The organism is Streptomyces bluensis, from assembly GCF_014650715.1.
Classification (GTDB): domain Bacteria; phylum Actinomycetota; class Actinomycetes; order Streptomycetales; family Streptomycetaceae; genus Streptomyces; species Streptomyces bluensis.
This window is the reverse complement of the sequence record NZ_BMVM01000031.1, coordinates 1-22993: the sequence shown is the minus strand read 5'-3', so window position 1 is coordinate 22993 and position 22993 is coordinate 1. Positions and strand designations below refer to the sequence as shown.

General features: G+C 69.6%; 17 protein-coding genes. 9 read left to right on the top strand and 8 right to left on the bottom strand.

Features of this window, described 5'->3' with window-relative positions:
- Positions 1-37 precede the first annotated feature (37 nt).
- From IE262_RS37745 to IE262_RS37725, 5 genes are all read left to right on the top strand, one after another.
- Positions 38-1132, top strand: coding sequence for a sugar ABC transporter substrate-binding protein (locus IE262_RS37745; RefSeq protein WP_189880144.1), 1095 nt, complete (start codon positions 38-40; stop codon positions 1130-1132).
- A gap of 220 nt (positions 1133-1352) precedes the next feature.
- Entirely contained in the window at positions 1353-2144 is a 792-nt protein-coding gene (locus tag IE262_RS37740; protein ID WP_166681516.1) for an ATP-binding cassette domain-containing protein, read from the top strand.
- Positions 2141-3436 (top strand): sugar ABC transporter permease, encoded by a 1296-nt coding sequence (locus tag IE262_RS37735; RefSeq protein ID WP_189880081.1) that lies wholly within the window; start codon positions 2141-2143, stop codon positions 3434-3436. Before IE262_RS37740 ends, IE262_RS37735 begins: the two co-directional genes overlap by 4 nt.
- Positions 3437-3705: 269 nt before the next feature.
- The gene (gene dxs, locus IE262_RS37730; RefSeq protein ID WP_189880142.1) at positions 3706-5622 is read left to right on the top strand and encodes a 1-deoxy-D-xylulose-5-phosphate synthase; all 1917 of its coding nucleotides are present in this window, start codon (positions 3706-3708) and stop codon (positions 5620-5622) included.
- Positions 5623-5763: 141 nt separating this feature from the next.
- Positions 5764-7287: an amino acid permease gene (locus IE262_RS37725; protein ID WP_189880079.1), complete on the top strand. Its 1524-nt coding sequence runs from the start codon at positions 5764-5766 to the stop codon at positions 7285-7287.
- 41 nt (positions 7288-7328) lie between these two features.
- Here the strand turns inward: IE262_RS37725 and IE262_RS37720 are convergent, their stop codons facing one another.
- From IE262_RS37720 to IE262_RS37700, 5 genes are all read right to left on the bottom strand, one after another.
- On the bottom strand, positions 7329-7694 hold the full coding sequence (locus IE262_RS37720) for an NYN domain-containing protein (RefSeq protein ID WP_189880077.1): 366 nt from the start codon (positions 7692-7694) through the stop codon (positions 7329-7331).
- Between the two features lie 130 nt (positions 7695-7824).
- A complete protein-coding gene (locus IE262_RS37715; protein ID WP_189880075.1) occupies positions 7825-9954 on the bottom strand; it encodes a 3-hydroxyacyl-CoA dehydrogenase NAD-binding domain-containing protein in 2130 nt (709 codons plus the stop codon).
- Complete coding sequence (locus tag IE262_RS37710) at positions 9951-11168, bottom strand: thiolase family protein (protein ID WP_134028874.1); 1218 nt, start codon at positions 11166-11168, stop codon at positions 9951-9953. Before IE262_RS37710 ends, IE262_RS37715 begins: the two co-directional genes overlap by 4 nt.
- 144 nt (positions 11169-11312) lie before the next feature.
- Entirely contained in the window at positions 11313-12389 is a 1077-nt protein-coding gene (locus tag IE262_RS37705) for a LacI family DNA-binding transcriptional regulator (RefSeq protein ID WP_189880073.1), read from the bottom strand.
- On the bottom strand, positions 12386-14803 hold the full coding sequence (locus tag IE262_RS37700) for a glycoside hydrolase family 2 protein (RefSeq protein ID WP_189880071.1): 2418 nt from the start codon (positions 14801-14803) through the stop codon (positions 12386-12388). Before IE262_RS37700 ends, IE262_RS37705 begins: the two co-directional genes overlap by 4 nt.
- Before the next feature lie 162 nt (positions 14804-14965).
- On the opposite strand from IE262_RS37700, the gene IE262_RS37695 reads away from it, so the two are divergent.
- From IE262_RS37695 to IE262_RS37685, 3 genes are read left to right on the top strand one after another with little or no spacing between them, the layout of a single operon-like run.
- Positions 14966-16282: an ABC transporter substrate-binding protein gene (locus IE262_RS37695; RefSeq protein WP_189880070.1), complete on the top strand. Its 1317-nt coding sequence runs from the start codon at positions 14966-14968 to the stop codon at positions 16280-16282.
- Positions 16282-17238 carry a carbohydrate ABC transporter permease gene (locus tag IE262_RS37690; RefSeq protein ID WP_189880068.1) on the top strand — a complete coding sequence of 319 codons (957 nt, stop codon included), beginning with the start codon at positions 16282-16284 and terminating at the stop codon, positions 17236-17238. The genes IE262_RS37695 and IE262_RS37690 overlap by 1 nt, the downstream gene beginning before the upstream one ends.
- Complete coding sequence (locus IE262_RS37685) at positions 17235-18089, top strand: carbohydrate ABC transporter permease (protein WP_229877946.1); 855 nt, start codon at positions 17235-17237, stop codon at positions 18087-18089. Before IE262_RS37690 ends, IE262_RS37685 begins: the two co-directional genes overlap by 4 nt.
- Positions 18090-18195: 106 nt before the next feature.
- Here the strand turns inward: IE262_RS37685 and IE262_RS37680 are convergent, their stop codons facing one another.
- The 3 genes from IE262_RS37680 to IE262_RS37670 all read right to left on the bottom strand — a co-directional run bounded on the left by IE262_RS37680 (position 18196) and on the right by IE262_RS37670 (position 21566).
- Positions 18196-19485, bottom strand: coding sequence for a ribonuclease D (locus IE262_RS37680; protein WP_134028863.1), 1290 nt, complete (start codon positions 19483-19485; stop codon positions 18196-18198).
- A 241-nt stretch (positions 19486-19726) separates the two neighbouring features.
- Positions 19727-20389 carry a response regulator transcription factor gene (locus IE262_RS37675; protein WP_123973178.1) on the bottom strand — a complete coding sequence of 221 codons (663 nt, stop codon included), beginning with the start codon at positions 20387-20389 and terminating at the stop codon, positions 19727-19729.
- Between the two features lie 502 nt (positions 20390-20891).
- On the bottom strand, positions 20892-21566 hold the full coding sequence (locus tag IE262_RS37670) for a DUF3000 domain-containing protein (protein WP_189880066.1): 675 nt from the start codon (positions 21564-21566) through the stop codon (positions 20892-20894).
- 204 nt (positions 21567-21770) lie between these two features.
- On the opposite strand from IE262_RS37670, the gene hemE reads away from it, so the two are divergent.
- Positions 21771-22859, top strand: a complete 1089-nt coding sequence (hemE, locus tag IE262_RS37665) for a uroporphyrinogen decarboxylase (RefSeq protein WP_134028859.1) — start codon at positions 21771-21773, stop codon at positions 22857-22859.
- Positions 22860-22993: the final 134 nt, after the last annotated feature.

Below are 22993 nucleotides of genomic sequence, written 5' to 3'. Positions count from 1 at the left end.
CGGCCTCGTCAGGGAGGTTTCTGAAGTGAACACGCGTATGCGTCGTGCCGCCCTCGCCGTCGCAGCTGGTGCGATGGCGGTCTCACTTGCCGCCTGTGGCAGCGCCAAGGAGTCGGGCGGCGACAACGAGTCCGCGGGCGCGGCGAAGGGTGACGACATCAAGGTCGGCCTGCTTCTGCCGGAGAACAAGACCGCCCGGTACGAGAAGTTCGACAAGCCCCTGATCGAGAAGAAGATCAAGGAGCTCACGAACGGCAAGGCCGACGTCCTCTACAGCAACGCGCGGCAGGACGCCAACCTCCAGGCCCAGCAGGTCGACACGATGATCACCAGCAAGGTGGACGTCCTCATCGTGGACCCCGTGGACGCCAAGGCCATTCAGAACTCCGTCCAGAAGGCCAAGGAGGCCGACATCCCGGTCGTCGCCTACGACCGCCTGGCCGAGGGCCCGATCAGCGCCTACACCTCGTTCGACAACGTCACCGTCGGCAAGACCCAGGGCGAGGCGCTGCTCAAGGCCCTGGGCGACAAGGCCAAGGACGGCAGCATCGTCATGATGAACGGGTCGGCCACCGACCCCAACGCCGCCCAGTTCAAGGAGGGCGCCCTCTCCGTCCTCAAGGGCAAGGTGAACATCGGCCGCCAGTTCGACACCAAGGAGTGGTCGCCGGACAACGCCAACGCCAACATGGAGTCGGCGATCTCGGCGCTCGGCAAGAACAAGATCGTCGGCGTCTACTCCGCCAACGACGGCATGGCGGGCGGCATCATCACCGCCCTGAAGGCGGCCGGCCTGGACGTCCCCGTCACCGGCCAGGACGCGGAACTCTCGGCCGTGCAGCGCATCCTCACCGGCGAGCAGTTCATGAGCGTCTACAAGTCCTACCCGCAGGAGGCGGACGTGGCGGCCGAGATGGCCGTGGCGCTCGCCAAGGGCGAGAAGCTGGACTCCATCGCCAAGGACAAGGTCTCCAGCAACAGCGCCAAGGACGTCCCCTCGGTCCTGGTCCCGGTGGTCTCGCTGACCAAGGAGAACATCAACGAGACCGTCATCAAGGAGGGCTTCTACACGGCCGCCGAGATCTGCACGGCCAAGTACAAGTCGGCCTGCGACGAGGCCGGCGTCAAGTAGGCAGCCGCACGTCCCTGTCGCCGTACACGAATTCCTCCCGAATTCCCGTACGGGGACGGGGACCGGCTCGTGCGGAGCGGCCCCCGTGGCCCGGCCCGCTCCGCCCCAGGCTCCGCCGGCGCCCCGCGCATCAGACAGCCCCGCAAGCTCGCGCGGGGCGCCGGACGGAACACCCCCCAACTTTCTGTGCAGCCTTCCGCCGGGTCAGGCGGCGAAGGAGATGGTTCACGTGTCCGCTACGCCCGTGCTGGCGTTGCGCGGGGTCTCCAAGCGGTTCGGTGCCGTACAGGCGCTCACCGACGTAGAGCTTGAGGTCCACGCCGGTGAGGTGGTCGCCCTGGTCGGCGACAACGGCGCCGGAAAGTCCACGCTGGTCAAGACGATCGCCGGCGTGCACCCCATCGATGAGGGCGTCATCGAGTGGGACGGCAGGCCCGTCCAGATCAACAAACCGCACGACGCCCAGGACCTGGGCATCGCGACCGTCTACCAGGACCTCGCGCTGTGCGACAACATCGACGTCGTCGGCAACCTGTTCCTGGGCCGCGAGCTCAGGAAATGGGGCGTCCTCGACGAGGTCGAGATGGAGCGGCGCTCCCAGGAACTGCTGCGGACGCTGTCGATCCGCATCCCCAGCGTCCGCATCCCCATCGCCTCGCTCTCCGGCGGCCAGCGCCAGACCGTGGCCATCGCCCGCTCCATGCTCGGCGAGCCCAAGCTGGTCATCCTCGACGAGCCCACCGCGGCCCTCGGCGTCGAGCAGACCGCCCAGGTCCTCGACCTGGTCGAACGGCTGCGCGAACGTGGCCACGCCGTCATCCTCATCAGCCACAACATGGCTGATGTGAAAGCCGTCGCCGACAAGGTCGCGGTGCTGCGCCTCGGCCGCAACAACGGTGTCTTCGAGGTCAAGTCGACCTCGCAGGAAGAGATCATCTCCGCCATCACGGGCGCCACCGACAACGCCGTGACCCGCCGCGCGGCGCGCACGAACGGGGAGGTTTCCCAGTGAGCATCGACAAGACCTCCGCGACCGCGCAGGACGAACCCGTCGTCGAGAATCCCGAGGCCGCCGCGGCCGCGGTGACCGCGGTCGACCCCCGGCTCCTCATCCGCGAGCACGGACTGGCGGGCTACATCGGTGAGTTCAGGCGGAAGATGAAGGCCGGTGAGCTGGGCTCCATCCCGGTCGTCATCGGTCTGATCGTCATCTGCGTCGTCTTCCAGAGCCTGAACTCGGCGTTCCTCTCCGCGGAGAACCTGAGCAACATCACCATCACGATGGTCGGCACGGGCATGATCTCCGTCGGCATCGTCTTCGTGCTGCTGCTCGGTGAGATCGACCTGTCGGTGGGCTCGGTCAGCGGCGCCGCCAGCGCCATCGCGGCCGTACTCGCGGTCAACCAGGGCTGGCCCGAGTGGGCCGCGGTGCTGTTCGCCATCGCCTCGGGTGCCGCCATCGGCGCGGCGCACGGCTTCTTCTTCGCGGTGCTCGGCGCCCCCGCGTTCGCCGTCACCCTGGCCGGTCTGCTGTTCTGGCTGGGCTTCATGCTCCAGACCCTGGGCGAGAACGGCACCATCAACCTCGACAGCGACGGTCTGATCGGCAAGCTGACCACGTACTACTTCACGGACATCGCGGCCGCCTACGGTCTCGCCGCCGTGGTGGTCGGCGTGTTCTTCCTCACCTCGTTCCTGTCCAACCGTCGGCGTGAGGCGGTCGGTATCCCGTCGAGGCCGCTCAGCGACACGGTCCTGCGCACGGTGCTGCTCGCCGTGATCTCCTTCGCCGCGGCCTTCATGTACAACCAGTACAAGGGTCTGCCGCTGGCCACGGTGATCTTCCTGGTGTTCCTGGTGGCCACCGACTTCCTGCTGCGCCGCACCGCGTACGGCCGCAAGGTCTTCGCGCTCGGCGGCAGCGTGGAGGCGTCCCGGCGCGCGGGTATCAACGTGACCGCCGTACGTATCTCCGTGTTCGCGGTCTCGGGCGGGTTCGCGGCGATGGGTGGCCTCTTCCTGGCCTCCAAGATCGCCTCGGCGAACCAGAGCGCCGGTACGGGGGATCTGCTGATGAACGCGATCGCCGCGGCCGTGATCGGTGGTACGTCGCTGTTCGGTGGGCGTGGCCGTACGTGGAACGCGCTGCTGGGTGTGATGGTGATCGTGTCGATTCAGTACGGGTTGCAGCTGGAGTCGATCGCTGAGCCGGTGAAGTACATGATCACCGCGGGGGTTCTGCTGACGACGGTGGTGATTGACTCCGTCACACGGCGGACGCAGAAGACCGCGGGGCGCGCGTAGCGATTTCCGGGGGAGCGCCGCGGGGGCTTGTGTGGTTGGCCGACTGCGGGTTGTTTGTGGCTGGTCGCGCAGTTCCCCGCGCCCCTTGGTGGCCGCTGCGCGGCCATCTCAGGGGCGCGGGGGACGTTTCGGGGCCGGAAGCCTGTGCAGGATGGTCTACGTCCGATCGCGTGAGTACGACGCGCGGGCCGGGCGTCGCCCGTACGGGCGGAACATTAGACTCGACGAACCCGGTAACGCTCGAACAGCACTATTGCAAGGAGGCACGGGTGCCGCTGCTGACCCGCATCAGGGGACCGCGCGATCTGGACCGGCTCAGCCTGGAGCAGCTGGACCAGCTGGCAGAGGAGATCCGGACCTTCCTCGTCGAGGCGGTATCCAAGACCGGCGGCCACCTCGGCCCCAACCTGGGTGTGGTCGAGCTCACCATCGCCCTGCACCGTGTCTTCGACTCCCCGAACGACAAGGTGCTCTGGGACACAGGCCACCAGTCCTATGTGCACAAACTGCTCACCGGCCGTCAGGACTTCTCGAAGCTGAAGATGAAGGGCGGTCTGTCGGGTTACCCGTCGCAGGCCGAGTCCGAGCACGACGTCATCGAGAACTCGCACGCGTCCACGGTCCTCGGCTGGGCCGACGGCCTCGCGAAGGCCAACCAGCTCCGCAAACGGGGCGACCACGTGGTCGCCGTCATCGGCGACGGCGCCCTCACCGGCGGCATGGCCTGGGAGGCGCTCAACAACATCGCGGACGCCAAGGACCGCCCGCTGGTCATCGTCGTCAACGACAACGAGCGTTCCTACGCCCCCACGATCGGCGGCCTCGCCAACCACCTCGCCACGCTGCGCACGACGGAGGGGTACGAGCGTTTCCTCGCCCGGACGAAGGAAGTGCTCGAACGCACCCCCGTGGTCGGCAAGCCGCTCTTCGACACGCTGCACGGCGCCAAGAAGGGCTTCAAGGACTTCATCGCTCCGCAGGGCATGTTCGAGGACCTGGGGCTGAAGTACGTGGGTCCGATCGACGGGCACGACATCGAGGCCCTGGAGTCCGCGCTCGCGCGTGCCAAGCGGTTCGGCGGCCCCGTCATCGTGCACTGCCTCACCGAGAAGGGCCGCGGCTACCAGCCCGCCCTCCAGGACGAGGCGGACCGCTTCCACGCCGTCGGCAAGATCCACCCCGACACGGGTCTGCCGATCGCCTCCTCCGGTGCCGACTGGACGTCCGTCTTCGGCGAGGAGATGGTCAAGCTCGGCATGGAGCGCAAGGACATCGTCGCCATCACCGCCGCCATGCTGCAGCCGGTCGGTCTGGACAAGTTCGCCAAGGCCTTCCCCGAGCGGGTGTTCGACGTCGGTATCGCCGAGCAGCACGGTGCCGTGTCGGCCGCCGGTCTGGCCACGGGCGGGCTGCACCCCGTCTTCGCCGTGTACGCCACCTTCCTCAACCGGGCCTTCGACCAGGTGCTGATGGACGTGGCCCTGCACAAGTGCGGTGTCACCTTCGTCCTCGACCGCGCCGGTATCACCGGCACGGACGGCGCCTCCCACAACGGTATGTGGGACATGTCGATCCTTCAGGTCGTGCCGGGGCTGCGGCTCGCCGCGCCGCGCGACGCCGACCAGGTCCGCGCCCAGCTCCGCGAGGCCGTCGAGGTCAAGGACGCCCCGACCGTGGTCCGCTTCTCCAAGGGCGCGGTCGGTCCCGCCGTACCCGCCGTGGGCCGGATCGGCGGCATGGACGTGCTGCGCGAGCCGGGCACCGACGCGCCGGACGTGCTGCTGGTGTCGGTGGGCGCCCTCGCGCCGATGTGCCTGGAGATCGCCGACCTGCTCGACAAGCAGGGCATCTCCACGACCGTGGTCGACCCGCGCTGGGTCAAGCCCGTCGACGAGGTCATGGCGCCGCTCGCCGAGCAGCACCGCGTGGTCGTCACCGTCGAGGACAACTCCCGTGTCGGCGGCGTCGGTTCGGCGGTTGCCCAGGCCCTGCGCGACGCCGGCGTGGATGTCCCGCTGCGCGACTTCGGCATTCCGCCGCGCTTCCTCGACCACGCCTCCCGCGCCGAGGTCATGGCGGAGATCGGCCTCACCGCGCCGGACATCGCGCGCCAGGTCACCGGCCTGGTCTCCAAGCTGGACGGCCGGTTCGAGCAGGTGGACTCGGTGGAGCCCGCCCGCGACTGACCGCGCTCATGCACCCGGATGGGCCGGTCTCCCCACCTTCTTTACGGTGGGGAGACCGGCCCATTTGCGTGAATTGACCCACGCTGGGGCATACGCCCTACGCCCTTCATGTCGGGGACGACACAGCGTGGGAGGTACGCCGTGAGCAGTACTCTCTTCAGGACAAAAAGGATCGAGCAGTCGCTCCGGGACACCGAGGAACCGGAGCGTGCGCTCAGGAAATCCCTGTCCGCCCTGGACCTCACCGTCTTCGGCGTCGGCGTCATCATCGGCACCGGCATCTTCGTGCTCACCGGTACGGTCGCCAGGAACAACGCGGGACCCGCGGTCGCCCTGGCCTTCGTCGTGGCCGGAGTCGTGTGCGCGCTCGCCGCGCTCTGTTACGCCGAGTTCGCGTCCTCGGTCCCGGTCGCCGGGTCCGCGTACACCTTCTCGTACGCCACGCTGGGTGAGCTGCCCGCCTGGATCATCGGCTGGGACCTGGTGCTGGAGCTCGCGCTCGGCACGGCGGTGGTCGCCGTCGGCTGGTCCGGCTACGTGCGCTCACTGCTGGACAACGCGGGCTGGCACGTGCCTGAGGTGCTGGCCGGCCGGGAGGGAGCCCACGGCTTCGGATTCGACATCCTCGCCGCCCTGCTCGTCCTCGTCCTCACCGGCATCCTCGTCCTCGGGATGAAGCTCTCGGCCCGCCTCACCTCGTTCGTCGTCGCCGTCAAGGTGATCGTCGTCCTCGTCGTCATCATCGCGGGTGCCTTCTTCGTCAGGACCGCCAACTACCACCCGTTCATCCCGAGGTCGCAGCCCGTGGAGGCGGGCGGGGACCTCCACGCCCCGCTGATCCAGCTGATGTTCGGCTGGGCGCCCGCCAACTTCGGTGTGATGGGCATCTTCACCGCCGCGTCCGTCGTCTTCTTCGCCTTCATCGGCTTCGACATCGTGGCCACGGCCGCGGAGGAGACGAGGAACCCGCAGCGGGACATGCCGCGCGGCATCCTCGGCTCACTGTTCATCTGCACCGCGCTCTATGTGGCGGTGTCGATCGTGGTGACCGGCATGGAGCACTACACGAAGCTCTCCGTGGACGCCCCGCTCGCCGACGCCTTCAAGGCCACCGGGCACCCGTGGTACGCGGGCTTCATCAGCTTCGGCGCGGCCGTCGGTCTGACCACCGTCTGCATGATCCTGCTGCTCGGCCAGACCCGGGTGTTCTTCGCGATGAGCCGTGACGGGCTGCTGCCGCGCTTCTTCTCCGAGGTCCACCCCCGGTACAAGACTCCGCACCGGCCGACCATCCTGCTCGGCGTGATCATCGCGATCGTCGCGGGCTTCACGAGCCTCGGCGAACTCGCCGAACTGGTCAACATCGGCACGCTGTTCGCCTTCGCCGTCGTGGCGGTCAGCGTCCTCATCCTCCGCAGGACCCGCCCGGACCTGCACCGCGCCTTCCGCACGCCGTGGGTGCCCGTCATCCCGGTCCTGTCCGTCCTCGCCTCGCTGTGGCTGATGCTCAACCTGCCGGCCGAGACCTGGATCCGCTTCGGTGTGTGGATGCTCCTCGGCTTCGTCGTGTACTTCCTCTACAGCCGCACCCACAGCCGTCTCGCACAGCGGGAGGCGACCCCGCCGGGCGAGGTGACCACGCCACCGAACTACAACGCCCAGTGATCAACCGGCACAGGCACACCACCGAGCGGCCGCCGGCCGGCTCATGACGGGCCGTGCACGGTGCGAGGCCCGGCGACGTCCGCTCCCAGCTCACCTACCCGGCGCCGCAGTTCGCGGTCGGCCGTGACCACGAGACGGGGCCGGTCGGGGGCCTCGGCGACGAGCTCGACGATCCGGTCGTCACCGCTTCCGGGCGCCTGGTCGACCCGTACGCCGGGGACGGACTCCACACCGCGCGCCGCCCCCTCGACGACGAGGACGAGCTCCACGGGGGCGTCCTGCCCGGGCACCCCGTCCCGGGCGAGCCGGTCACGCAGCCGTTCCGCCGCGCCACGCCGGTCACGCCACCAGCCGTCGGGGACGGAGCCGATGACGTTGGCGGCGTCGATGATCACGAGTGTCGTCATGATGGTGCCTCCGGGCTGAACCCTGTCGTCGAACTCCCGTCTCCCGCCCGGGGACCCTACAGCCGAAGGGCCCCCGCCAAGCGGGGGCCCTCTTCACACGCCCGGGCGCCAAGCGACCCCGGGGACCCGCTTACGCGGGAACCGAAGCGACTCCCGGCTCCAGGAACCTCTTGCCGTTCACGCGGTCGCTGACGCCCTCGCGGTCCAGGTACGGCGTGATTCCGCCCAGGTGGAAGGGCCAGCCCGCACCCGTGATGAGGCACAGGTCGATGTCCTGGGCCTCGGCCACCACGCCCTCGTCGAGCATGAGGCCGATCTCCTGGGCGACCGCGTCCAGGACCCGCGCCCGCACCTGCTCCTCGGTCAGGACGGTGTCGCCCTGCTTCAGCAGCGCGGCGACCTCCGGGTCGAGCTCGGGCTTTCCGCTGTCGTACACGTAGAAGCCCCGCTTGCCCGCCTCCACGACCGCCTTGAGGTTCGGGGAGACCTTGAAGCGGTCCGGGAAGGCGCCGTGCAGCGTCTCGGAGACGTGCAGACCGATGGCGGGGCCGACCAGCTCCAGCAGGACCAGCGGCGACATCGGCAGCCCCAGCGGCTCGACCGCCTTCTCGGCGACCTCGACCGGGGTGCCCTCGTCGATGACGTTCTGGATCTCGCCCATGAAGCGCGTGAGAATGCGGTTCACCACGAACGCCGGGGCGTCCTTCACCAGGACCGCGGTCTTCTTCAGCTTCTTGGCGACGGCGAACGCCGTGGCCAGCGAGGCGTCGTCGGTCTTCTCACCGCGGACGATCTCCAGCAGCGGCAGCACCGCGACTGGGTTGAAGAAGTGGAAGCCGACGACCCGCTCGGGGTGCCGGAGCTTCGACGCCATCTCCGACACCGACAGTGAGGACGTGTTCGTCGCCAGGATCGCGTGCGGCGGGGCGACCGCCTCGACCTCCGCGAACACCTGCTGCTTGACGCCGATCTCCTCGAACACGGCCTCGATGACGAAGTCCGCGTCGGCGAAGCCCTCGGCCTTGTCCAGGACGCCCGTCACCAGGGCCTTCAGACGGTTCGCCTTGTCCTGGTTGATACGGCCCTTGCCGAGCAGCTTCTCGATCTCCGCGTGGACGTAGCCCACACCCTTGTCGACGCGTTCCTGGTCGATGTCGGTCAGCACGACCGGCACCTCCAGGCGGCGCAGGAAGAGCAGCGCGAGCTGCGAGGCCATCAGGCCCGCGCCGACGACGCCGACCTTGGTGACCGGGCGCGCCAGGTTCTTGTCGGGCGCCCCGGCCGGGCGCTTGCCGCGCTTCTGCACCAGGTTGAACGCGTAGATACCGGCGCGCAGTTCGCCACCCATGATCAGGTCGGCCAGGGCGGCGTCCTCGGCGTCGTACCCCTGCTGGAGGTCGCCGTTCTTGGCGGCGGCGATGATGTCCAGCGCCCGGTACGCGGCCGGGGCGGCGCCGTGCACCTTGCCGTCGGCGATGAAGCGGCCGCGCGCGACGGCCTGGTCCCAGGCCTCACCGCGGTCGATGACCGGCCGCTCGACCGCGATGTCGCCCTTGAGGACGTTCGCCGTCCAGACCAGCGACTGCTCCAGGAAGTCCGCGCCCTCGAAGATCGCGTCGGCGATCCCGAGGTCGAAGACCTGCCGGCCCTTCAGCTGCTTGTTCTGGTTGAGGCTGTTCTCGATGATCACCGAGACGGCCTTGTCGGCGCCGATCAGGTTCGGCAGCAGGGTGCAGCCGCCCCAGCCGGGGACCAGGCCGAGGAAGACCTCGGGGAGGGAGAAGGCCGGGAGCGCCTTGGAGACGGTCCGGTACGTGCAGTGCAGACCGACCTCGACGCCACCGCCCATCGCGGCACCGTTGTAGTAGGCGAAGGTCGGTACCGTGAGCGCGGACAGGCGCTTGAACACCTCGTGGCCGCCCCTGCCGATGGCGAGCGCGTGGTCGTGCTGCTTCAGCAGCTCGACGCCCTTGAGGTCGGCACCGACCGCGAAGATGAACGGCTTGCCGGTGATGCCGACGCCGACGATGTCGCCGTCGGCCGCTTCCTTCTCCACCTGGTCGAGCGCGGTGTTGAGGTTCGCGAGCGAGGCCGGGCCGAAGGTGGTCGGCTTGGTGTGGTCGAGGCCGTTGTCCAGCGTGATGAGCGCGAAGCGCCCGGCGCCGGACGGCAGGTCGAGGTGGCGTACGTGCGCGGACGTCACGACCTCGTCGGGGAACAGCTCGGCCGCGCCCTTCAGAAGCTCAGCGGTGGTTGTCACTTGTCCCCCTCGAAGTGCGGGTTCTCCCAGATGACCGTCGCGCCCATGCCGAAGCCGACGCACATGGTGGTCAGGCCGTAGCGGACCTGCGGCTGCTCCTCGAACTGGCGGGCCAGCTGCGTCATCAGGCGGACGCCGGAGGAGGCCAGCGGGTGGCCGAAGGCGATGGCGCCGCCGTACTGGTTGACGCGCTCGTCGTCGTCCGCGATGCCGTAGTGGTCGAGGAAGGCCAGGACCTGGACGGCGAAGGCCTCGTTGATCTCGAAGAGGTTGATGTCGGAGATCGACAGGCCCGCCTTGGCGAGCGCCTTCTCCGTGGCCGGGATGGGGCCGTAGCCCATGACCTCCGGCTCGACGCCCGCGAAGGCGTAGGAGACGAGACGCATCCTGACCGGCAGGTCGTTCTCGCGGGCGAAGTCCTCGCTCGCGATGATCGAGGCGGTGGCGCCGTCGTTCAGACCGGCCGCGTTACCGGCGGTGACCCGGCCGTGGACGCGGAACGGCGTCTTGAGGCTCGCCAGGTTCTCCAGGGTGGTGCCCGGACGCATCGGCTCGTCGGCGGTGACCAGGCCCCAGCCCGTCTCGCCGCCCTCGGGGGTCGTACGACGCACCGAGATCGGCACGAGGTCCTGCTGGATCTTGCCGTTGGCGTACGCCTTGGCGGCCTTCTCCTGCGAGCGCACGGCGTACTCGTCGGCGCGCAGCTTGGTGATGTGCGGGAAGCGGTCGTGCAGGTTCTCGGCGGTCATGCCCATGAACAGCGCCGACTCGTCGACCAGCTTCTCGCTGACGAACCGCGGGTTCGGGTCCACGCCCTCGCCCATCGGGTGACGGCCCATGTGCTCCACGCCGCCGGCGATGACGACGTCGTACGCGCCGAAGGCGATGGAGCCGGCGGTGGTCGTCACCGCGGTCAGCGCGCCCGCGCACATCCGGTCGATCGAGAAGCCGGGCACGGACTGCGGCAGCCCGGCGAGGATGCCGGCGGTACGGCCGATGGTCAGGCCCTGGTCACCGATCTGCGTGGTCGCGGCGATGGCGACGTCGTCGACCTTCTCCGGGGCGAGACCGGGGTTGCGACGCAGCAGCTCCCGGATCGCCTTCACGACGAGGTCGTCGGCACGGGTCTCGTGGTAGATGCCCTTCGGGCCCGCCTTGCCGAACGGGGTACGGACGCCGTCCACGAAGACGACGTCCCTGACAGTACGAGGCACGATGGCTCTCCTCCAGGGTGCGGGATGGCACTGCTGCGAGCGCAGGCACTGAGCGCGCGCTCAGACCCATGCTACTTGTGGGTAACCAAGCTGCCCAGTCCAGGACACGGGAGCGGTGAAGGTCACATGGAAAACTGTGGCGCGTCAGGGTGAGCGCACCCCTGTACGGCTCACTCGGGGCGGCGCCGTGGACCCCCGAGGCGTCAGCACCGGCGTAGGCACCGGATGCGACCCGGCCGACCCCTCACCCCTGATCACCCCGAACAACGTCCGCGCCACCTCCGCCCCGAACCCGTGCACGTCATGACTCATCGCGGACAACGTCGGACGCGTCAGCCGGCACAGCTGAGAGTCGTCCCAGGCCAGCAGCGACACATCCTCCGGCACCGACAGCCCCATCTCCGCCGCCACCGACAACCCCGCCACCGCCATGATGTCGTTGTCGTACACGATGGCCGTGGGCCGGTCCCCACCGGAGGCACTGAGCAGCGACCGCGTCGCCCGCGCCCCCGCCTCCCCCGAGAAGTCGGTCGACACCTGCCACGCCCCGTCCGGCGCCAGCACCCTCGCGGCCTCGTCGAAGGCGGCCGTACGGATCGATGTGTGCCCGAGCGCCGCCGCGCCCCCCACCCGGGCGATCCGGCGGTGCCCGAGCGCCGCCAGGTACCGTACGGCCTCCGTCACGGCGGTGGCGTCGTCGGTCCACACGGAGGTGAGGCCGCCGGTCAGGGAGGGATGCCCGACCGCGACCACCGGCATCCCGAGGCGCCTGACCGCCGCCGTCCGCGGATCATCCGCGTGGAAGTCGACGAGGATCGATCCGCTGACCTGCTTCCCCCGCCACCACGCGTCCTGGAGCCCCACCTCCTCCTCCAGATTGCGCACCAGGCGCAGGAGCAGCGAGCAGGACCGCTCGGTCAGTACGCTCTCCACCCCGGCGATGAACTCCATGTAGAACGGTTCGAGGCCCAGCAGTTTCGCCGGACGGCAGATCGCCAGCCCCACGACGTCCACCCGCCGGCCGGCCAGCGACCGGGCGGTCAGGTTCGGCGCCCAGCCCAGTTCGCGGGCCGCCGCGAAGATACGGTCCCGGGTGGCCTCGGACAGCCCCGGCTTGTGGTTGAAGGCGAGCGACACCGCTCCCTTGGACACCCCGGCCCGCGCGGCGACCTCCTTTATCGTGACCCGGGATGCCGGAGGCGTCGGCGGGGGTGTGGTCATCGGGCAGGCTCCACGCAGTACAGGGCGGACCGGACGGCGTCCGCACCGGACCCGTCGTCCGGAGCCTGCCAGCCGCGGACGCCCAGGGTGACCCGTTCGCCGGGCAGCAGGGTGACCAGCCCGGTGTCGGTCCGGGCCGCGGGGTCCAGACGGTCGGCCTGGAGCAGCAGATCCCGTACGAGCGTCCGCGCCGTCACGGTCACCGTGCCCGGTGCCACGGTGACGTCGAACTCCGGCCGGGGGTAGGCGACTTCGCGGTCCGGTACGGGGAAGTGCAGGGCGCGCAGCCCGTCCGCCTCTCCCTCCGCGTCCGTGTCCGCGACCAGGAACTCCTTCGGCCCGGTGGGTACCAGCTCGCGCGGCACACGGACGTCGGCGACCGTCCGCGCGGCGGCCGTGAGAGCCAGGTCCACCGCGGCCACCACCACACCGTCCACGGACATCCGCCGCAGCCGGAGCGCACACGACCAGTCCTCGCCCGCCTGGTTCACGGCGGCCAGCACCAGCTCGCCGGCCCGTGGCTGAAGCGTGAGCAGCCGGTCCGCGTACAGTCTGCGCAGCTCGTGGTAGAGCGGCTTGGGCCGTCCGTCGCCGTCGATCGCGGCCCAGGAGGTCACCGGCCAGCAGTCGTTGAGCTGCCACACGACCGTGCCCGCGCAGACGGGCCAGTGCGACCGCCAGTGCTCGATCCCGGCGGCGACGGCACGGGCCTGGTTGACCTGCATGAGGTAGTGCCAGCGGTCGAAGTCGCCCTCGGGCACCGGGAAACGGCGGGCGAGACCGCGCTCCAGCTTGCCGTTGCCGTCGTCCGCCTTCTGGTGGTGCAGCATGCCGGGGGAGTCCGGGGCGAGCTCCTCGCCGGGCAGGGCGCGCCGCAGCGTCGCGTACGCGGGCGGTGCCTGCCAGCCGAACTCGGCCACGAAACGCGGCACGTTCGCGCGGTACGCCGTGTAGTCGTCCCGGTTCCACACGTCCCACGAGTGGTGCGTGCCGTGCGCCGGGTCGTTCGGGTGGCGGTCCCAGGACCCGGACCAGGGGCTGCCCGCCGTGTACGGCCGGGTCGGGTCCAGCTCGGCGACGACACGCGGCAGTACGCCCAGGTAGTAGCCCTCGCCCCAGGACTCCCCGGCGAGCCGCTGCTCCCAGCCCCAGTCCCTGAAGCCCCACAGGTTCTCGTTGTTGCCGTTCCACAGCACCAGCGAGGGGTGCGGCATCAGCCGTACGACGTTCTCGCGCGCCTCGGCCTCCACCTCGCCCCGCAGCGGCTGTTCCTCGGGGTAGGCCGCGCACGCGAACGGGAAGTCCTGCCAGACGAGCAGCCCCAGCTCGTCGCACGCGTCGTAGAAGTCCTCGCTCTCGTAGATGCCGCCGCCCCAGACCCGGACGAGGTCCACGCCCGTCTCGGCCGCCTGGGCGAGCCGCTCGCGGTAGCGCTCGCGGGTGATCCGGGAGGGGAACACATCGTCCGGGATCCAGTTGACCCCGCGCGCGAACAGCCGCGTTCCGTTGACGACGAGGGTGAAGCCGGTGCCGTGCGCGTCAGGGCTCCGGTCCAGCTCGACGCTCCGGAAGCCGATGCGGCGCCGCCAGACGTCGAGCGGTGCGCCGTCGTGCGCGAGCGTCAACTCCACCTCGTACAGCGGCTGTTCCCCGTACCCCCGCGGCCACCACAGCGCGGGGTCCGGCACCTGGAGCCGTACGGTGCCGCTGGTCCCGTCGACCGCCGCGCTCATCTGTACGCCGCCGATCCGGGCCTGAAGGGTGAGGTCCGCCTCGACCCGGGTGCGCTCGACGTCGACGGCCAGCTCGACGCGCCCCAGGCCGTCCTCGACGGTCACCAGCGGGCGCACCCGCGCGATCCGGGCCGTCGACCAGTGCTCCAGGCGCACCGGTCGCCAGATCCCCGCCGTGACGAGGGTCGGCCCCCAGTCCCAGCCGAAGGAGCAGGCCATCTTGCGGAGGAACGGGAAGGGCTCCGGATAGGCGTTCGGCCGGTCACCGAGCCGGTCCCGCACCGCCTCCGCCTCGGTGTACGCGGAGGCGAAGCGCACCGCCAGCCGGCCGCTCATACCGGTCACGTCGAAGCGGTACGAGCGGTGCATGTTCCGTACCCGGCCGAGGAGCCCGCCGTCCAGGACGATCTCGGCGGCCGTGTCGAGGCCCTCGAAGACGAGATCGGTCTGCTCGTGCCCGGCAGAGCCCGTCGCGCCGGAAGCGGCCGGCAGTTCCGTCTCGTACACCCACTCCCTGCGCCCCACCCACGCCACCTCGGTCTCGTTCCGGCCGAGGAAGGGGTCCGGGATCACGTCCGCCGCCAGCAGGTCGGTGTGCACACAGCCCGGTACGGCGGCGGGCAGCGCGCGGCCGTCGTACCGCAGGCTCCATCCGTCGGTGAGCGGTGTCGCGTCCACCATGCGCACTCCCTAAACCGGTCCAGTCCAGTGTCCGAGAACACTGCCCGAAATGTTTCGGAACCCTTGGCGAAATAGGGACTTTACCGGTTCAGTACGGGCTGTCAGAGTGCCGAACCAGCCAACCCATTCGTGCTCATCCGTCCCCGAACGGAGCTGGTGCACATGAACCATCGCAGGAGTCTCATCGGAACACTGCTGGCCGCCGCGCTCATGGCCGCGGGCTGCACGGGCAGCGGCGGCACGTCGAAAGGCGCGGACGCGAAGGCACCTGACGACCCGTCGAAGGTGTCCGGAACCATCAAGGTCCTCACCCACCGGACCGACATCGTGCAGGACGGCACGATGCAGAAGTACGCGGATGAATTCAACAAGACCTATCCGAAGGTCAAGGTGGAATTCGAGGCCATCACCGGTTACGAGGCCGAAGTCAAGATCCGTATGAACACGGAGAACTACGGCGACGTCCTCATGATCCCGGCCGTCATCAAGAAGAACGACTACCCCAAGTTCTTCGCCTCGCTGGGCACCGAGGCCGAGCGCCGCGAGAAGTACCGCTTCACCGACTACACCGCGGTCGACGGCAAGGTCTACGGACAGACCACCAACGGCGTGATGCCCGGCTTCGTCTACAACAAGAAGGTCTGGCGGGAGGCCGGGGTCACCGACTGGCCCACCACTCCGGCCGAGTTCCTCACCGCGCTGAAGGCCATCAAGTCCAGGACGGACGCGGTCCCGTACTACACGAACTTCAAGGACATGTGGCCGCTGACCTCGTGGACGTCTGTCAACGGCTCGGTGCACTGCGATACGCGGGCCACCACCAGGCTGACCGAGGGGGACCCGTGGGCCGAGGGCGCCGACCTCCGAGTCGGTGACCGGCTCCTGTACGACATCGTGAACCAGGGCCTGGCCGAGAAGGACCCCACGACCACCAACTGGGAGGCGTCCAAGCCCCGGCTCGCGAAGGGCGAGATCGGCACGATGTGGCTCGGCACCTGGGCGATCATCCAGTTCCGGCAGGCCGCCGAGAAGGCCGGCAGCGACCCCGACGACATCGGGTTCATGCCCTTCCCCACCCAGGTGGACGGTGAGTTCTGCGCGACCGCCGCCCCCGACTACAACCAGGCGGTGAACGTCCACTCCCCGCACAAGGAGGCCGCCCGCGCCTGGATCGACTGGTTCACGGAGAAGTCCACGTACGTGGCCGACAACCTGGCCATGTCCCCGCTCAGGGACGCTCCGTTGCCCGACGTGCTGAAGGCGTACGAGGACGCCGGTGTGAAGCTCATCGAGGTCGACGACAGCGAGGGCGCACTGGTCAAGGAGATCGACAACGCCTCGGAGGTCGGCATCTACGCGCCCGACTACCGCCAGGACCTGGTCGACCTCGCCCGCGGTGCCAAGGACGGCGACGTCGACGACTTCCTCTCCGGCCTCGGCAGGCGCTGGACCGAGGCGGAAGAGGCCCTGGGGTCCTGATGACGCACACCACTCGGACGGAGAAGGCGGCGCGGTCACCGGCCGCCGCGCCGCCACAGGACGCCGGGACGTCCCGTCCTCCGCGGAAGGTACGGGTGTGGCGGCGAGTGACCCCCTGGCTCTTCCTGGCCGCGCCGCTCGCGCTGCTGGTCACCTTCACCTACGCGCCGGTCGCCAACATGGTGGCGTACAGCTTCACCGACTGGGACGGTGTCAGCCCCGAACTCCACTACACCGGAGTCGAGAACTACGTCGACATCTTCACCAGGGCGGAGCTCTTCCAGGTCTTCCTGGTCAGCGGCTACTACCTCGCCGCCTCGGTGGTCCAGATCGGCCTCGCGCTGTACTTCGCCACGATCCTCAGCTTCAACGTCCGCTTCCGGAACTTCTTCAAGGGCGTGCTCTTCTTCCCGTATCTGATCAACGGGGTGGCGATCGGCTTCGTCTTCCTCTACTTCTTCCAGGACGGCGGCACACTGGACTCGCTGCTGAGCCTGTTCGGCCATGACTCGGACCGCGCCTGGCTGGGTACGTCGACGTCGGCGAACGTCTCGCTCGCGGGTGTGTCGGTCTGGCGCTACATGGGCCTGAACTTCGTGCTGTTCCTGGGCGCGATCCAGTCGATTCCCGGCGAGTTGTACGAGGCCGCCGAGTTGGACGGCGCGAACCGCTGGCAGCAGTTCCGGTACATCATCGCGCCCGGCATCCGCCCGGTGATCGGCCTGACCGTCATCCTCTCGATCTCCGGCTCGCTGGCGGTCTTCGAGATCCCCTACATCATGACCGGCGGCGCGACCGGCACCGAGACCTTTGTGATCCAGACGGTGAAGCTGGCCTTCCAGTTCAACAAGACGGGTCTGGCGTCGGCCGCGGCGGTCGTCCTGTTGCTGATCATCCTGGCGGTGACCTGGGTGCAGCGCCGACTGGTCCCCGACGACAAGGTGGATCTCGTATGAGGCTCATGGCCCCGACGCCCGCGGTCACCAGGGGAGTCGCCCGAACGCTCACGTACCTGTCGCTGGTCGTGGCGAGCGTGGTGGTACTGCTGCCACTCGCCGTCGTCTTCCTGACATCGCTCAAGACCTCCGAGGAGATGGCGGACGACAGCGGTGCGCTCAGCCTGCCCGGCGACCTGCTGAACCTGCACAACTACGTGACGGCGTTCCAGGACGGCAGGATGCTCATGGCCATCGGCAACACGGCCTTCATCCTGCTCTTCGCCATCACGGGAACGGTGATCATCGGCTCGATGGCGGCGTACGCGATCGACCGCTTCACCTTCCGTTTCCGGAAGCTCGTCGTCGCGCTGTTCCTGTTCGCGACCCTGGTTCCTGGTGTGACCACCCAGGTGGCGACCTTCCAGATCGTCAACGGTTTCGGCATGTTCGACAGCCGCTGGGCGCCGATCATGCTCTACACGGGCACCGACATCGTGTCGATCTACATCTTCCTGCAGTTCGTGCGATCGATCCCGATCTCACTCGACGAGTCGGCCCGCCTGGACGGCGCCAACGCCTTCACCATCTACCGGAAGATCATCTTCCCGCTGCTCAAGCCCGCGATCGCCACGGTGGTGATGGTGAAGGGGATCGCCGTTTACAACGATTTCTACATCCCCTTCCTCTATATGCCGTCCAAGGATCTTGGCGTGATCTCGACGTCCCTGTTCCGCTTCAAGGGCCCCTTCGACGCCCACTGGGAGGTCATCTCGGCGGGAGCGGTCCTCGTGATCCTGCCCACGCTGATCGTGTTCCTGTTCCTGCAGCGGTACATCTACAACGGGTTCGTGAGGGGGGCGACGAAATAGGGGGGCCTGCCGAGTGGGGCCGCAGGCCCCCAAAAGGGGCGCGGGGAACCGCGCGAGCAACCACGACGAACCCGCAGCCGCCGTACGAGGAGAACCCTCTTGGCGGCTAGGAACCCTTCACGGACAACGCCGCCACCAACACCGGCGTCACCTGCTCGACCTGCCACGGCCGGGCACCGTAGCCGGCCAACGCGGCACTCACCGACTCGGCATCGACGGAACCCGGCGGTTCCCAGCACACTCTCCGCACGGTATCCGGAGTGATCAGGTTCTCCTGAGGCATGTTCAGCTGCTCGGCCAACCCGGAAACCGCGGAGCGCGCCGCGGACAGCCGTGCCGCGGCCGCCGGGTCCTTGTCGGCCCAGGCACGCGGCGGGGGAGGCCCCGTCACCGGCTGCCCCGGCTGCGGCAGCCGGGCATCCGGCAGCGCCTTCGCACGGTCGACCGCGGCCTGCCACTGCTCCAGCTGGCGCCGGCCCATCCGGTGCCCGAAGCCGTTCAGCGAGGCGAGCGCGTGCACGTTGGCCGGCAGGCCCAGCGCGGCCTCGACGATGGCCGCGTCACTGAGCACCTTGCCGGGCGAGATGTCCCGGCGCTGCGCGATGCGGTCGCGGGCCTCCCACAGCTCCCGTACGACGGCCATCTGGCGTCGCCGCCGTACCTTGTGCATCCCGGACGTACGGCGCCAGGGGTCCTTGCGGGGCTCCGGCGGCGGCGCGGACGCGATCGCGTCGAACTCCTGCCGGGCCCACTCCAGCTTGCCCTGCCGGTCGAGCTCCTTCTCCAGGGCGTCCCGCAGGTCGACCAGGAGTTCGACGTCGAGCGCCGCGTACCGCAGCCATGGCTCGGGGAGCGGGCGCGTGGACCAGTCGACGGCGGAGTGCCCCTTCTCCAGGACGTAGCCGAGGACACCCTCGACCATCGCGCCGAGGCCGACCCGGGGGAAGCCGGCGAGGCGCCCGGCGAGTTCGGTGTCGAAGATCCGCCTGGGAACCATGCCTATCTCACGGAGGCAGGGCAGGTCCTGGGTGGCGGCGTGGAGCACCCACTCCACACCGGAGACGGCCTCGCCGAGGCCCGACAGATCGGGACAGGCGACGGGGTCGACCAGCGCGGTGCCCGCGCCCTCGCGGCGCAGTTGGACGAGATAGGCGCGCTGGCCGTACCGGTACCCGGACGCGCGTTCGGCGTCCACGGCGACGGGACCGGACCCGGCGGCGAACGCGGCGATCGTCCTGGCGAGCGAGGTATCGTCGGCGATCACCGATGGAATGCCGTCCCGAGGCTCCAGCAAAGGAATCGGCGCCTCCGTCGCAGAAGATCCGCCGTCGTCCGGAGGGGCGCCTCCGGTGGTTCGCAGTGAGCTGTCTGCTGCGGTCTTTTGGGCGTCGGTCACCTGTCAAGGGTATCTGTGTATGCACAACGTCCGCCGACGGAACGTTCCGTCGGCGGACGTCGTAGGGTCGTAATCCAGTCACGCACCACACGCGCCACATGTGTCGGTGAACGCCTTCCGGCGCGCGGGCCGTCGCAACGCGGTAGACGGAGCCGATCGGTTCACGTACCCCGTGTCCGGGATCGGCGCGGGGCCGTCGGTCCCGGACACGGGGCACCGGTCGTCGGGCACCGTCCTGTGCTCAGTGGATGATCCCTGTGCGCAGGGCCACCGCCACCATCCCGGCGCGGTCGCCCGTGCCGAGCTTGCGGGCGATGCGGGCGAGGTGGCTCTTGACGGTGAGCGCCGACAGGCCCATCGAGACGCCGATCGCCTTGTTGGACTGGCCCTCGGCGACCAGGCGCAGCACCTCGACCTCACGGCCCGACAGCTCGCGGTAGCCACCCGGGTGACTCGGGGCACCCGGGGGGCGGCGGTGCATACGGGCCGCCGCGGAGCCGATGGGGGCGGCGCCGGGGCGGGTGGGAAGGCCGATGTTCGTCCGCGTACCGGTGACGACGTAGCCCTTCACACCGCCGGCCAGGGCGTTGCGGACGGCGCCGATGTCGTCGGCGGCGGAGAGGGCGAGGCCGTTGGGCCAGCCCGCGGCGCGGGTTTCGGACAGGAGTGTGAGGCCGGAGCCGTCCGGAAGGTGGACGTCGGCGACGCAGATGTCTCGGGGATTGCCGATGCGGGGACGGGCCTCCGCGATGGACGAGGCCTCGATGACATCGCGGACACCGAGCGCCCAGAGGTGGCGGGTGACGGTGGAGCGGACGCGGGGGTCGGCCACCACCACCATCGCGGTGGGTTTGTTCGGACGGTAGGCGACCAGGCTTGCGGGCTGCTCTAGGAGAACGGACACCAGGCCTCCTGGGGTGCGGGACGGGGCCGGCTCGTGGGGGCGAAGCCGGGACGAACCGTGCTTTCAAGGTCACAGACGTCTTCGGCACCCGACGCATGCTCCTTTAGGGAGTGATCACGATTTGGTGAGTAACAATCCGTACAATTCGGACACGCCTTCGATCATTCGAAGATCGAACGGGTTCGCTCTGCGTCGATACCGGTCCGAAAGTGGCCGTATCGACAAAGAGGTAGGGGCGAAAGGGTGATGTGAGAGGCGGGGATGCATGATCAGGCCGAAAGGGCCGTGGAGGGCGCCGAGGAACCTCTGGTGAACGAACCAACCCCTGCCGGCGAGCGAACCCCTGGTGAACGAGGCAGCCCATTGGCGAACGGGGCGGCGCCGCCGGCGGCCGTGCGCGATCTCCGGCGGCCGTGCGCGATCTCCGGGGCACGTGCGCGATCTCGGGGGCACGTGCGCGATCTCGGGGTGCGGCGGAACCAGCCCTTGACGTGCCCTGGGGCTAGCGCGGCTGCGGTCCCCGGCGCTGGGGCAGTGTGACCACGGACGCCTCGCCCGGGGCCGCCGGTGGCAGGCCGGCGACCTGGGAGAGCAGATCGCACCAGGAGGCGAGGTGGGAAGCGGTGTCGGGGACGCCCCCGAGGCCCTCACGGGGCGTCCAGGAGGCGCGGATCTCGATCTGGCAGGCGGCGGGGCGGGCGCGGAGGCCGCCGAAGTAGTGGGAGCTCGCCCGCGTGACGGTGCCGCTCGGTTCGCCGTACGACAGACCGCGGGCCTGCAGCGCGCCCGTCAGCCAGGCCCAGCACACGTCGGGCAGCAGCGGGTCGGCGGCCATCTCCGGCTCCAACTCGGCGCGGATCAGGGTGACCAGACGGAACGAGCCCTGCCAGGCCTCGTGTCCCGCAGGGTCGTGGAGGAGGATGAGGCGGCCGTCGGCCAGGTCCTCGTCGCCGTCGAGGACCGACGCCTCCAGGGCGTACGCGTACGGGGCGAGCCGCTGCGGCGCGCGCGTGGGCTCGATCTCGATCTCCGGCCGCGGTGTCGCGGCCCCCAGCGCGTCGACGGCCGTACGGAAGGGCAGCGGAGCCGTCTCCGTCTCCATCGCTTCCCGGTCCCCCTCCGTCGCGTCGTCCATTCCGCCAGCGCCGTCCGACAGTCGTCCCTGAGCCGCAGCCATGCGGGGAACATTAAGGGGAACGGAGCCCGAGCGCAGGGAGAGACACCCGTGCGCCGGGTCACGGTCGCATCGCGCTGAGCGAAAGCGGCGCCCTGTACCGGGCCTTCGCACGCCGCCGCGGGCCCCCTTCGGCTGCCTCGCGGAGCCCCTGTGCCGACCCCACCCGGCGTCGGAGGCGGCACAGGGCGTGCGAGACTTTCCGTCGTGAGTGCCAACGTCGGCCCCTCGGGCCACCAGCCGACCGCCACGACCCCCCAGCGCGACGCGGTCCAGGATTCAGCCTTCCTCAGGGCGTGCAGGCGCGAGCCCGTGCCGCACACGCCGGTGTGGTTCATGCGGCAGGCCGGCCGGTCCCTCCCCGAGTACCGGAAGGTGCGCGAGGGCATCCCGATGCTGGAGTCCTGCATGCGTCCGGAGCTGGTGACGGAGATCACGCTCCAGCCGGTTCGCCGGCACAACGTGGACGCGGCGATCTACTTCAGCGACATCGTGGTCCCGCTCAAGGCCATCGGCATCGCCCTCGACATCAAGCCCGGCGTCGGCCCGGTCGTGGAGAACCCGATCCGCACCCGCGCCGACCTCGCCCAGCTGCGCGACCTGACCCCGGAGGACGTCGGCTACGTCACCGAGGCCATCGGTCTGCTCACCGCCGAGCTCGGCGAGACCCCGCTCATCGGTTTCGCGGGCGCGCCCTTCACCCTCGCGAGCTACCTCGTCGAAGGCGGCCCGTCCCGCACGTACGAGAACGCCAAGGCGATGATGTACGGCGACCCGCAGCTGTGGGCCGACCTGCTCGACCGGCTCGCCGAGATCACCTCGGCCTTCCTGAAGGTGCAGATCGAGGCGGGCGCCAGCGCCGTCCAGCTCTTCGACTCGTGGGCGGGCGCCCTCGCACCCGCCGACTACCGCCGCTCGGTCATGCCCGCGTCCGCCAAGGTCTTCGAGGCGGTCGCGCCGTACGGTGTGCCGCGCATCCACTTCGGCGTCGGCACCGGCGAGTTGCTCGGCCTCATGGGCGAGGCCGGCGCGGACGTCGTCGGCGTCGACTGGCGCGTCCCACTCGACGAGGCCGCCCGCCGCGTGGGCCCCGGCAAGGCGCTCCAGGGCAACCTCGACCCCACCGTCCTCTTCGCCTCCCGCGAGGCCGTGGAGACCAAGGCCCGCGAGGTGCTCGACGCGGCTGCCGGTCTTGAGGGCCACATCTTCAACCTGGGCCACGGCGTCATGCCCTCCACGAACCCCGACGCCCTGACCCACCTCGTCGAGTACGTCCACACGCGGTCCGCGCGCTAGGGCCTGTGTCGAAAGTGGCGTCGTCCGCCCGGAGGGCGTGCCAGGCGTCGCCCGGCAGGCGCCACTTTCGACACAGGCCCTAGGTGTTCTGTCCACGGAGGTTGGGGACGGGTGACGGCGATCACTGACGTGTG